The organism is Streptomyces wuyuanensis (assembly GCF_900103455.1).
Taxonomy (GTDB): domain Bacteria; phylum Actinomycetota; class Actinomycetes; order Streptomycetales; family Streptomycetaceae; genus Streptomyces; species Streptomyces wuyuanensis.
This window is the reverse complement of the sequence record NZ_FNHI01000024.1, coordinates 78947-91895: the sequence shown is the minus strand read 5'-3', so window position 1 is coordinate 91895 and position 12949 is coordinate 78947. Positions and strand designations below refer to the sequence as shown.

Below are 12949 nucleotides of genomic sequence, written 5' to 3'. Positions count from 1 at the left end.
AGAGGAACCCCGACTGATGGCTGTCCACACCAGCGGCCAGTCGGTGGCGAAGGCCGCGGAGCCCGGAAGGGCCCGCGGCCGTCGCCGCGACACCGCAGGCGCGCCCGGCAGGTTCCGCCGCGCCCTCTCCACGCACTGGTACGCCTGGACCATGGTCGCCCCCGTGGTGATCGTGATCGGGGTGATCATCGGCTATCCGCTCGTCCGCGGCGTCTACCTGTCGCTGACGAACGCCAACGAGCGCAACGTCGAGCGGTCGATCGGGGTGAACCACCTCCCCGCGACGTACGAATTCGTCGGGCTCGACAACTACACCGACGCGCTCACCGGCAGTCAGTTCCTGGGCACGCTCGGGTGGACGCTGGTGTGGACGGTCTCCTGCGTGGCCGTCACCTTCGGTCTGGGCCTCGCCCTCGCCAACATCCTCAACCGCAGGATCGCCGGCCGGTCGTTCTACCGGATGATGCTGATCCTGCCGTGGGCCGTGCCCGGCTTCGTCTCCGTCTTCGCCTGGCGCTTCCTCTACAACGAGGACAACGGCCTGCTCAACAAGCTCCTCGCAGGCGGCGGCATCGACGCGGTGCCGTGGCTGAACGACCCGACCTGGGCCAAGTTCTCGGTGATCGCCGTCAACGTCTGGCTCGGCGTCCCGTTCATGATGGTCGCCCTGCTCGGCGGACTGCAGTCCATCCCCGGCGAGCTGTACGAGGCCGCCGAGATGGACGGCGCCAACGCCTGGCAGCGGTTCCGCAACATCACCATGCCCGGGCTGCGGTCGGTGTCCACCACCGTCGTCCTGCTGAGCACCATCTGGACCTTCAACATGTTCCCGGTGATCTTCCTGCTCACCCGGGGCGGTCCCGGTGAGGCCACGCAGATCCTCGTCACCCAGGCGTACAAGTTCTCGTTCGAGATCAGTCCGCGCGACTTCGCCCAGTCCTCCACCTGGGGCGTGCTGATCCTCGTCCTCCTGATGGTCTTCGCCGCTGTCTACCAGCGCGTCCTCCGCAAGCAGGGAGAAACCTGGTGACCACGACCAACATCCCGGCGAACGCCCCGGCGCGGGGCCGCCGCTCGCCGCTGGCCTCGGCCGCGCTGCACCTCACGCTGCTCGTCGCCTCCGTGATCGCCGTCTTCCCGGTGCTGTGGGTGCTGCTGACCTCGCTGAAGCCGGCGAGCTACGCGACCACCACGGACTTCGTGAAGGAGACGACGCTCGAGAACTACACGAAGCTGCTGGAGGACACCGAGTTCCTGACCTGGTTCGGCAACTCGCTGCTCGTCGCCGGCCTCACCACGGTCCTCGGCGTCTTCGTGGCCGCCACCACCGGCTACGCCGTCAGCCGCTTCCGCTTCCCCGGCAAGCGGGGCCTGATGTGGACGCTGCTGATCACCCAGATGTTCCCGGTCGCGGTCCTGATCGTGCCGATCTACAACATCATGTCGAACCTGGGCCTGCTCAACGAGCCGGCCGGCCTCGTCATCACGTACCTCACCATCGCGGTGCCCTTCTGCGCCTGGATGATGAAGGGCTTCTTCGACACCATCCCGCGCGAGATCGACGAGTCGGGCCAGGTCGACGGGCTCACCCCGTTCGGCACCTTCTGGCGGCTCATCCTGCCCCTCGCCAAGCCCGGCATCGCGGTCACGGCCTTCTACTCGTTCATCACCGCCTGGGGCGAGGTCGCGTACGCCTCGGCCTTCATGGTCGGCGACGAGAACCTGACCCTCGCGGGCGGACTGCAGAAGTTCGTCAACCAGTACGGCGCCCAGTGGGGCCCGATGACCGCGGCCTCCGTGCTCATCGCGATCCCGGCCGCGATCGTCTTCCTCTTCGCACAGCGCCATCTGGTCACGGGCGTGTCGGCGGGCGCAGTCAAGGGCTGACCCGCACGTGCCGTACGTTCCCCCCAACCACCACCATCCCAGGGATGAAATGACCCAGCACCTCGCTGCCCCCGCCACCGCGACGACGTCCGGCCACCGTGCCGAGCCTGCGCCATGGTGGCGGGACGCGGTGATCTACCAGGTCTATCCGCGCAGCTTCGCCGACGGCAACGGCGACGGCATGGGCGATCTCGCCGGGATACGCAGCCGGCTCCCGTACCTCAAGGAGCTCGGCGTCGACGCGGTCTGGCTCAGCCCGTTCTACGCCTCCCCACAGGCCGACGCCGGCTACGACGTCGCCGACTACCGCGCCATCGACCCGATGTTCGGCACGCTCCACGACGCCGACGCGCTGATCCGCAGCGCGCACGCCCTGGACCTGCGCATCATCGTCGACCTCGTGCCCAACCACTGCTCGGACCAGCACGACTGGTTCCGGCAGGCGCTGCGCGAGGGCCCCGGCTCCCGGCTGCGCGAGCGGTTCCACTTCCGGCCCGGCAAGGGCGCGGACGGCGAACTGCCGCCCAACGACTGGGAGTCGATCTTCGGCGGCCCGGCCTGGACCCGGACGGCGAACCCGGACGGCACCCCCGGCGAGTGGTACCTGCACCTCTTCGCCCCGGAGCAGCCGGACTTCAACTGGGAGCACCCGGCCGTCCAGGACGAGTTCCGCTCGATCCTCCGCTTCTGGCTGGACCTGGGCGCCGACGGCTTCCGCGTCGACGTCGCCCACGGCCTGGTCAAGGCACCCGGACTGCCCGACATCGGCTCCGGCGACCAGCTGAAGCTGCTCGGAAACGATGTCATGCCGTTCTTCGACCAGGACGGCGTCCACGAGATCTACCGCTCCTGGCGGCGGATCCTCGACGAGTACGAGGGCGAGCGCGTCCTCGTCGCCGAGGCGTGGACCCCGACCGTGGAGCGCACCGCGCTGTACGTCCGCCCCGACGAGATGCACCAGGCCTTCAACTTCCAGTACCTCACCACCAACTGGGACGAGAAGGAGCTGCGCGAGGTCATCGACGGCTCGCTCGCCGCGATGCGCCCGGTCGGGGCGCCCACCACCTGGGTGCTGTCCAACCACGACGTCACCCGGCACGCCACCCGCTTCGGCAACCCGCCGGGCCTCGGCACCCAGCTGCGCGAGCAGGGCGACCGCGAGCTCGGTCTGCGCCGGGCCCGGGCCGCCACGCTGCTGATGCTGGCGCTGCCCGGATCGGCGTACGTGTACCAGGGCGAGGAGCTGGGCCTGCCGGACGTCACGGACCTGCCGGACGAGGTGCGCCAGGACCCGTCCTTCTTCCGGGCGGAGGGGCAGGACGGCTTCCGCGACGGCTGCCGGGTGCCGATCCCCTGGACCCGCGAGGGTTCGTCGTACGGGTTCGGCAGCGGCGGCAGCTGGCTCCCGCAGCCGGCCGAGTGGGCCGAGCTGAGCGTGGAGGCCCAGACCGGGGTGGCCGGATCCACCCTGGAGCTGTACCGGGCGGCCCTGGCCGCCCGCCGAGAGCACCCGGGCCTGGGCGCGGGTGAAGCGGTGACATGGCTGGACGCACCTGACGGCGTCCTGGCCCTGTCCCGCGAAGGGTTCGTCTGCACCACCAACACCACGGGCGCGCCGGTCCGCCTCCCCGCACCCGGCGCGCTCCTGCTGGCCAGTGCGCCGGTCGCGGTGAACGACGGTTTCGCCGTCCTGCCCGCGGACGCCACGGCGTGGTGGACGGTGTGACGATCCCCGGGCCGCGCGAGCCAGGCAGGGTTCGGACGCGAGGCCCGAGGGGCGCCGCGGGGGCGGCCGCTCCCCGGCTCACCGACATCGCCGCGCAGGCCGAGGTCAGCGAGGCCACGGTCAGCCGTGTCCTCAACGGCAAGCCCGGCGTGTCGGCGGCCACCCGCACCCGGGTGCTCGCGGCGCTCGACATCCTCGGCTACGAGCGCCCGGTGCGGCTGCGGCGGCGCAGCGCGGGACTGATCGGACTGGTGGTGCCCGAGCTCACCAACCCGATCTTCCCGGCGTTCGCCCAGGTCATCGAGCAGGTGCTGGCCGGGCACGGCTACACGCCGGTGCTGTGCTGCCAGCAGCCCGGCGGGGCCAGCGAGGACGAGCTCGTCGAGCAGCTGGAGGAGAGCGGTGTCGACGGCATCGTCTTCCTCTCGGGGCTGCACGCCGACACGGCGGCGGACCAGGGCCGCTACGCCGAACTGGCCGCGCGCCGGGTTCCGTTCGTGCTCATCAACGGCTGGAACGAGCAGGTCTCCGCGCCGTTCGTCTCGCCCGACGACCACATGGCCGCGGGCATGGCCGTGCGCCATCTCGCCGAATTGGGCCACGAGCGCATCGGGCTCGCGGTGGGCCCGGTGCGCTACGTGCCGTCGCGGCGGAAGACGGAGGGCTTCCTGGCGGCGGCCGGCCCGGACGCCGAACGGTACGTCCGGCACACCCTGTTCAGCGTCGAGGGCGGCCACGCGGCCGCCGCCGAACTGCTCGACGCGGGCTGCACCGGAATCGTCTGCGGCAGCGACATGATGGCGCTGGGGGTGATCCGGGCGGCGCGGGAGCGCGGCCTGGACGTGCCGGGCGACGTGTCCGTGGTCGGGTACGACGACTCGCCGCTGATCCCCTTCACCGACCCGCCGCTGACGACCGTGCGGCAGCCGGTCCAGGCCATGGCGTCGGCGGCGGTCGGCGCGCTGCTGGAGGAGATCCGCGGCAACCCCGTGCCGAGCACCGAGTACGTCTTCCAGCCGGAGCTGGTGGTACGCGGCTCGACGGCGCGGGCGCGGAGCTGACCGGCCGGCGACGGCCGCCACGCCATCTGCCCGCAGGGTGAAAAACCTTGCAGGCAGATGGCGTTCGTGTTTCCCGGATGTGTCCTGACGGTTGACCGCGCAACCGTTCGGGCCTACGGTCACCTGCGCAGAGGGCTCTTTCAGTTTTGCAGCAAGAACATTCAACCCCCACCCGGGAGTCCTCGCTCACAACCTCCCACCTCCCTTCCTGAGCCGCAGGAGGAAGCACATGGCCAGCAGATCTCTGGCTGCCGCGCTCGCCGTCGTGGCGGGCACGGCCGCCGCGGTGATCGCGCCACCCGGGGCAGCACAGGCGGCCCCGCCCGGCACCAAGGACGTCACCGCCGTCCTCTTCGAATGGCGCTTCGACTCGGTCGCCAAGGCGTGCACCGGCACCCTGGGCCCGGCCGGTTACGGATACGTCCAGGTCTCCCCGCCCCAGGAGCACATACAGGGCGGGCAGTGGTGGACGTCGTACCAGCCCGTCAGCTACCGGATCGCGGGGCGGCTGGGCGACCGCGCCGCGTTCGCGAACATGGTCGATGCCTGCCACTCGGCGGGCGTCAAGGTCGTCGTCGACACCGTCATCAACCACATGGCGGCCGGGAACGGCACGGGCACGGGCGGCTCGTCGTACACCAAGTACGGCTACCCCGGCCTGTACTCGGCCCCCGACATGGACGACTGCACCGCGCAGATCACCAACTACCAGGACCGCGTCAACGTCCAGAACTGCGAGCTCGTCGGGCTCGCCGACCTCGACACCGGCGAGGAGTACGTCCGCAACAAGATCGCGGGCTACATGAACGACCTGCTGTCGCTCGGCGTCGACGGATTCCGCGTCGACGCCGCCAAGCACATGCCGGCCGCCGACCTGGCCGCGATCAAGTCCAAGCTCGCCAACCCGGGGGTGTACTGGAAGCAGGAGGCCATCCACGGCGCCGGCGAGGCCGTCCAGCCCAGCGAGTACCTCGGCAACGGCGATGTGCAGGAGTTCCGCTACGCCCGCGATCTCAAGCGCGTCTTCAACAACGAGAACCTGGCGTACCTCAAGAACTTCGGCGAGGGCTGGGGCTACATGACGAGCGGCAGGTCCGCCGTCTTCGTCGACAACCACGACACCGAGCGCGGTGGCGACACGCTCAACTACAAGGACGGCGCCAACTACACCCTGGCGAACGTCTTCATGCTGGCCTGGCCGTACGGCGCGCCGGACGTCCACTCCGGCTACGAGTGGTCCGACAAGGACGCGGGACCGCCCAACGGCGGCACGGTGAACGCCTGCTACAGCGACGGCTGGAAGTGCCAGCACGCCTGGCGCGAGATCTCCTCCATGGTCGCCTTCCGGAACGTGGCCCGCGGTCAGGGCGTCACGAACTGGTGGGACAACGGAGCCGACGCGATCGCGTTCGGCCGGGGCGACAAGGCGTACGTCGCCATCAACCACGAGACCTCCGCGCTGACCCGCACCTTCCAGACCTCGCTCCCGGCCGGCGACTACTGCGACGTCCAGTCGGGCACGGGGGTCACGGTGAACGGGGCGGGCCAGTTCACCCGGACCCTGGGCCCGAACACCGCGGTCGCGCTGCACGCCGGTGCGAGGAACTGCGGTGGCGGGGCGACCGCCTCCGGGGCCGCGTTCGCGGTCAACGCCACCACCGTCCCGGGCCAGGACGTCTACGTCACCGGCGACCAGGCCGCCCTCGGCAACTGGAACACCAGCAGTGCACTCAAGCTCGACCCGGCGGCCTACCCCGTGTGGAAGCTCGACGCCGGCCTCCCCGCCGGTACCTCCTTCCAGTACAAGTACCTGCGCAAGGACGGCGCGGGCAACGTCACCTGGGAGACCGGGGCGAACCGCACGGCGACGGTCCCGCCGACCGGCAGGGTGAGCCTCGACGACACCTGGCGGTCCTGACCCCGGGGCCGGGCGAGCGCGGCGGGACGAACGGCCCGCGCCGCAGCCCGTCCGGCCCACCGGGCGTGCACGGCCGGGTGGACCGCCCATGGCCGGGCCCGTCCCCCCGCGGCGGCCGGCCCGGCCGCCGTACGGCGCGGGTGAGCTCCGCGGCACTCAGCGCTCAGCACACAGCCTCCGTTCCCGACGAGTCCCGACGAGTCCTGCCGGGTCCCGACCAGTCCCGACCAGTGAGGAGAACCCTCGTGATACCCCCCTCGCGCGGCAGGCGCAGAACGGTGGCGGCCGGCCTGGCCGTCGCCGTGTGCGCCGCGCTCGCGCCCGCCGTGCCCGCCGCGGCGGCGAAGCCACCCGCCCCACCGTCCGACGCGCAGCTCGCCGCGCAGCCCGCCCGGCACGATCTGACCCGCGAGCAGTTCTACTTCGTGCTGCCGGACCGGTTCGCGAACGGCGACCGCGCCAACGACCGCGGGGGACTGGCCGGTTCGCGCCTGGAGACCGGCTACGACCCCACCGACAAGGGCTTCTACCAGGGCGGCGACCTCAAGGGCCTCACCAAACGCCTGGACTACATCAAGGGCCTCGGCACGACCGCCATCTGGCTGGCACCCATCTTCAAGAACCGCCCCGTACAGGGCAGCGGCAAGGACGCCTCGGCCGGCTACCACGGCTACTGGATCACCGACTTCACCCAGGTCGACCCGCACTTCGGCACCAACCGGGACCTGGAGACACTGATCGACAAGGCCCATGCCAAGGGCATGAAGGTCTTCTTCGACGTCATCACCAACCACACCGCCGACACCGTCGACTACGCCGAGAAGGCCTACGGCTACCGCCCCAAGGGCTCCCACCCGTACCTCGACAAGGACGGCCGCCCGTTCGACGACCGCGAGGGGATCCCGCGCGGCGCGGTCGACGCCGACTCCTTCCCGTACACCCCGGTCAAGGGCGAGGGCGCCGTCTCCAAGGTCCCGGGGTGGCTCAACGACCCGACGATGTACCACAACCGGGGCGACTCCACCTGGGCCGGGGAGAGCGCCGAGTACGGCGACTTCGTCGGCCTGGACGACCTGTGGACCGAGCGGCCCGAGGTCGTCGACGGCATGAAGCGGATCTACGAGAAGTGGGTCCGCGACTTCGACATCGACGGCTTCCGCATCGACACGGTCAAGCACGTCGACCTGGACTTCTGGACCCAGTGGGCGACCGCGCTCGACGCGTACGCCGCCGAGCGGGGCCGCGAGGACTTCTTCATGTTTGGCGAGGTGTTCTCCGCCGACACGTCGGTGACCTCGCCGTACGTCACCCGGGGCCGGCTGGACTCGACCCTCGACTTCCCCTTCCAGGACGCCGCCCGTGCCTACGCCTCGCAGGGCGCCGACGCCGGCCGGCTCGCGAAGGTCTTCGCCGACGACTACCGGTACACCACCGACAAGGCCAACGCCTACGAGCAGGTCACCTTCCTCGGCAACCACGACATGGGCCGCATCGGCACCTTCCTGAGGCAGGACAACCCCGCCGCCGGCGACGCCGAACTGCTGAGGCGGGCCCGTCTCGCCAACGAGCTGATGTTCCTCAGCCGGGGCAACCCGGTCGTCTACTACGGCGACGAGCAGGGCTTCACCGGCGCCGGCGGCGACAAGGACGCCCGCCAGACCCTCTTCGCCTCCAAGACCGCCGACTACCTCGACGACGACCAGCTCGGCACGGACCGCACCCACGCCGACGACGCGTACGACACCGGGCACCCCGTCTACCGCTCGATCTCGGTGCTGTCGAAGCTCACCCGTGAGCACCCGGCGCTGCGCGACGGCGTCCAGCAGGAGCGGTACGCGAAGGACTCGGTGTACGCCTTCTCCCGCACGGACGCGACGAAGCGCGCGGGAGCCGTCGAGTACCTCGTGGCCGTCAACAACGCCACCACCGCGAAGACCGTGACCCTGCCCGTGGACTCGGCGGAGTTCCGGGCGCTGTACGGCGGTTCCGGCACCGTCCGCGCCGCCGACGGGAAGATCACCGTCACCGTGCCCGCGCTGTCGTCGCTGGTGCTGCGCGCGACCGGGCCCCTCGCGCCCCCCGCCGCCAAGCCGACCCTCATCCTCAAGGCCCCGGCCGCCGGGGCGACCGGCACCGTCGAGATCTCCGCCGGCACCGACGGCGGGCGGCTCAACCGGGTCGTGTTCGCCGCGCAGGTCGGCAACGGCAAGTGGCGCACCCTCGGCACCGCCGACCACGCCCCGTACAAGGTCACCCAGCACATCACCGCGGCAGCCGGAACGCCCCTGCGCTACAAGGCGGTCGTCGTCGACAGCCTCGGCCGCACCGCGAGCGCCCTCGCCGCCACCACGGCCGGCCAGGTCCCGCCGCCCGAGAAACCCACGGCCGTCGAGCGCACCCACGCGGTCGTCCACTACAAGCGCGCCGACGGGGACTACGAGGGCGCGCAGCTGAAGGCCGCCGGGACCACGGCCGCGTTCACCGGCCGCGATGCCTGGGGCGCCTTCGCCTGGGTCAAGGTCCCCGAGGGCGCCTCCACCCTCGCGTACACCGTCGAGAAGGACGGCACTGCCGACGGACCGCAGCGGAGCATCGACCTCGGCCGGACCGGCGAGGTCTGGATCACGCAGGGCCAGGACGGCCAGTCCGACACCGCTCCCGACGGCGCCCGCCCGCCGCAGGACCCGAAGAAGGCCGTGCTCCACTACCACCGGGCCGACGGTGACTACGACGGCTGGGGCCTGCACACCTGGACCGGTGCCGCCGAGCCCACCGACTGGTCGAAGCCGCTGATGCCGGTCCGGAAGGACGCGTACGGCGTCACCTTCGAGGTCCCGCTCGCCGACGGCGCCGGCTCGCTCAGCTACATCGTCCACAAGGGCGACGAGAAGGACCTGCCGACCGACCAGTCGCTGTCCTTCGGCAGCCACGGCCGCGAGGTGTGGATGCTCGCAGGCCAGCCGAAGTACCTGCTCCCCATGAGCGGCGGTGCGCCCGCGCCGGACCTGTCGAAGGCAGAGGCGCAGTTCATCGACCGCAGCACCGTCGTCTGGAAGGTGAAGGCGACCGACGCCACGAGCCAGCAGCTCGTGTACGCACCCGGCGGCGGCATCGACGTGGTCGACGGTGCGCTCTCCGACGAGGGGCAGTGGCTGCGCCTCGCCCCGTCGACGCTGACCGACGCCCAGAAGGCGAGGTTCCCGCATCTGAAGGACTTCCCCGCCTTCACCGTCGACCCGCGCGACCGCGACCGCGTCGAGGACGCCCTGCGCGGCCAGCTGATCGCCACCCAGCGCAACGCGGCGGGCGCCCTGCTCGCCGCCACCGGCGTGCAGATCCCGGGCGTGCTCGACGACCTGTACGCGGGCAGGGCGCAGAAGGCCGCGCTCGGACCGGTGTTCCGCAAGGGCAGCCCGACGCTGTCCGTGTGGGCGCCCACCGCGCGCAAGGTCGCCCTCGAACTCGACGGGAAGACCGTCCCGATGCGCCGCGACGACGCCTCCGGCGTCTGGTCGGTCACCGGGCCGGCGGGCTGGCGGGGCAAGCCCTACCGGTACGCCGTGACCGTCTGGGCGCCCAGCGTGCGCAAGCTGGTCACCAACAAGGTCACCGACCCGTACTCCACCGCCCTCACCACGGACTCCGCCCGCAGCCTCATCGTCGACCTCGCCGACCCGAAGCTCGCGCCCGAGGGCTGGTCCACACTGCGCAAGCCCGCCGCCGCGCCGCTGAAGGACGCCCAGATCCAGGAGCTGCACGTCCGCGACTTCTCGGTCGCCGACCGCACCGCCAAGCACAAGGGCGGCTACCTCGCCTTCACCGAGCGCGACTCGGCCGGGATGAAGCACCTGGCGTCGCTCGCGAAGAGCGGCACCTCCTACGTCCACCTGCTGCCCGCCTTCGACATCGGGACCATCCCGGAGAGGAAGTCGGACCAGGCGGTGCCGGACTGCGATCTGAAGGTGTACGCGCCGGACTCCGAGGAGCAGCAGGCCTGCGTCGCGAAGGCGGCCGCGAAGGACGCCTACAACTGGGGCTACGACCCGCTGCACTACACCGTCCCCGAGGGCTCCTACGCCTCCGACCCCGAGGGCACGCGCCGCACGGTCGAGTTCCGGCGGATGGTGCAGGGGCTCAACGGCGCCGGACTGCGGACCGTCATGGACGTCGTCTACAACCACACCGTCGCGAGCGGCCAGTCGGAGAAGTCCGTGCTGGACCGGATCGTCCCCGGCTACTACCAGCGGCTCCTCGACGACGGATCCGTGGCCACGTCCACCTGCTGCGCCAACACCGCGCCCGAGAACACCATGATGGGCAAGCTCGTCGTGGACTCGGTCGTCACCTGGGCGAAGGACTACAAGGTCGACGGCTTCCGGTTCGACCTGATGGGCCACCACCCGAAGGCGAACATGCTCGCCGTCCGCAAGGCCCTCGACTCGCTCACCGTCGAGAAGGACGGTGTCGACGGGAGGAAGATCATCCTGTACGGGGAGGGGTGGAACTTCGGCGAGATCGCGGACGACGTCCGCTTCGTCCAGGCCACCCAGAAGAACATGGCCGGCACGGGGATCGCGACCTTCTCCGACCGGGCGCGGGACGCCGTCCGCGGCGGCGGCCCGTTCGACGAGGACCCGGGCGTCCAGGGCTTCGCCTCCGGTCTGTTCACGGAGCCCAACGCCTCCGGGGCCAACGGCACTCCGGCCGAGCAGCGGGCCCGGCTGCTGCACTACCAGGACCTGATCAAGGTCGGGCTGTCCGGGAACCTGGCGTCGTACACCTTCACCGACACCAGGGGCCGTACGGTCAAGGGCTCCGAGGTCGACTACAACGGCTCACCGGCGGGCTACTCGGCCGTGCCCGGTGACGCCCTGGCCTACGCGGACGCACACGACAACGAGACGCTCTACGACGCACTGGCCTTCAAGCTGCCGCCGTCCGTCTCCGCGTCCGGCCGCGCCCGGATGCAGGTCCTCGCGATGGCGACGGCCGCGCTCTCGCAGGGGCCCGCGCTGTCCCAGGCCGGCACCGACCTCCTCCGGTCGAAGTCGCTGGACCGCAACTCCTACGACAGCGGCGACTGGTTCAACCCCGTCCACTGGGACTGCCGCGACGGCAACGGCTTCGGCCGCGGCCTGCCGCCGGCGGCCGACAACAAGCCCAAGTGGCCGTACGCCAAGCCGCTGCTCACCGCGCCCACGCTGAAGCCCGGCTGCGCGGAGATCACCGGCACCTCCGCCGCCTACCGCGATCTGCTGAGGATCCGCACGACGGAGGACGCGTTCGGACTCGGTTCGGCGGACGAGGTGCAGTCGGCCCTGTCCTTCCCGCTGTCGGGGAAGGACGAGACCCCGGGCGTGATCACCATGCGCCTCGGCGACCTGGTCGTGGTGTTCAACGCCACGCCGGACCGGCGGACCCAGCGGATCGGCGCCCTCGCGGGCACGTCCTACGGGCTGCACCCGGTCCAGGCGGGAGGTGCCGACACGGTGGTCAAGTCGGCGTCGTACGAGGGCGCCACCGGCACCTTCGCGGTGCCGGGACGCACGGTCGCCGTCTTCACCCGCGGCTGACGCGCGGCGGCGCGCCGGGCCCCCGGGCTCAGGCGCGCTGCTGCGGAACCCGGGTCGCGGGCGCCGTCCCCGGCGCCCGCGGCACGAGGGCCACGAGCCGGCCGACGAGGTCCCCGAAGGGCCCGTCGGCCGGCTCGTCCTGCATGATGCGCGTCAGCACGGCCGCCATGTCCGGGTCGTAGGCCGCCGGGACCGCCACCAGCGCCGCGAAGTCGTGGACCAGTTGCAGCTCGAGTTCGGCGCGCGGCACGTCCCGCCCCTCCAGCCAGATCAGGGCCGTGGACTCGGCCAGCGACACCCAGGACCGGACGACCAGCCGCAGCCGCGGCGCCGGGTCCGTGACGCCGAGATGGGCCATGATCTGCTCGTAGGCCGCATGACGTACCCCGTCGATCACCGCGCTGGTGGTGCCGGTACCGGTGCCGGCCGCGGGGCCGCCCCGCATCAGGGCGGAGAAGCCCGGCCCGTGCTCGTCGACGAAGTCGAAGAACCGGCGCATCACCCTGAGCAGCCGTGCGCCGAGCGGTCCTTCGGGCCGCTCCGTGAAACGGTTCGCGAGGTCTTCCGCCGCCCGCCGCAGCGCCGCCTCGTACAGACTCTGCTTGCCGGGGAAGTAGTGGTAGACCAGCGGGCGCGAGATGCCCGCGGCGGCGGCGATCTCGTCGATCGACACCTCGTCGGGGGAGCGGTGGCTGAACAGCTCCAGCGCCACCCCGATCAGCTGCTGCCTGCGCTCTTCGACGCCCATCCTGCGGCGAACCCCGGTCGTCATGCGAACAGCCTA

General features: G+C 71.3%; 7 protein-coding genes. 6 read left to right on the top strand and 1 reads right to left on the bottom strand.

Annotation, left to right across the window (positions count from 1 at the left end):
• Positions 1 to 16 precede the first annotated feature (16 nt).
• The 6 genes from BLT82_RS29265 (at position 17) to pulA (ending at position 12165) form a co-directional block, all read left to right on the top strand.
• Positions 17 to 1030 carry a carbohydrate ABC transporter permease gene (locus tag BLT82_RS29265; RefSeq protein ID WP_093660233.1) on the top strand — a complete coding sequence of 338 codons (1014 nt, stop codon included), beginning with the start codon at positions 17 to 19 and terminating at the stop codon, positions 1028 to 1030.
• Entirely contained in the window at positions 1027 to 1887 is an 861-nt protein-coding gene (locus tag BLT82_RS29260; RefSeq protein ID WP_093660231.1) for a sugar ABC transporter permease, read from the top strand. Before BLT82_RS29265 ends, BLT82_RS29260 begins: the two co-directional genes overlap by 4 nt.
• A 49-nt stretch (positions 1888 to 1936) precedes the next feature.
• Positions 1937 to 3613, top strand: coding sequence for a glycoside hydrolase family 13 protein (locus BLT82_RS29255; protein WP_093660229.1), 1677 nt, complete (start codon positions 1937 to 1939; stop codon positions 3611 to 3613).
• The gene (locus tag BLT82_RS29250) at positions 3598 to 4674 is read left to right on the top strand and encodes a LacI family DNA-binding transcriptional regulator (protein ID WP_208868074.1); all 1077 of its coding nucleotides are present in this window, start codon (positions 3598 to 3600) and stop codon (positions 4672 to 4674) included. Before BLT82_RS29255 ends, BLT82_RS29250 begins: the two co-directional genes overlap by 16 nt.
• 229 nt (positions 4675 to 4903) lie before the next feature.
• Entirely contained in the window at positions 4904 to 6592 is a 1689-nt protein-coding gene (locus tag BLT82_RS29245; protein ID WP_093660227.1) for a carbohydrate-binding module family 20 domain-containing protein, read from the top strand.
• A gap of 245 nt (positions 6593 to 6837) precedes the next feature.
• Positions 6838 to 12165, top strand: coding sequence for a pullulanase-type alpha-1,6-glucosidase (gene pulA / locus BLT82_RS29240; protein ID WP_093660225.1), 5328 nt, complete (start codon positions 6838 to 6840; stop codon positions 12163 to 12165).
• Positions 12166 to 12193: 28 nt separating this feature from the next.
• Here the strand turns inward: pulA and BLT82_RS29235 are convergent, their stop codons facing one another.
• Complete coding sequence (locus BLT82_RS29235) at positions 12194 to 12937, bottom strand: TetR/AcrR family transcriptional regulator (RefSeq protein ID WP_093660223.1); 744 nt, start codon at positions 12935 to 12937, stop codon at positions 12194 to 12196.
• Positions 12938 to 12949 lie beyond the last annotated feature (12 nt).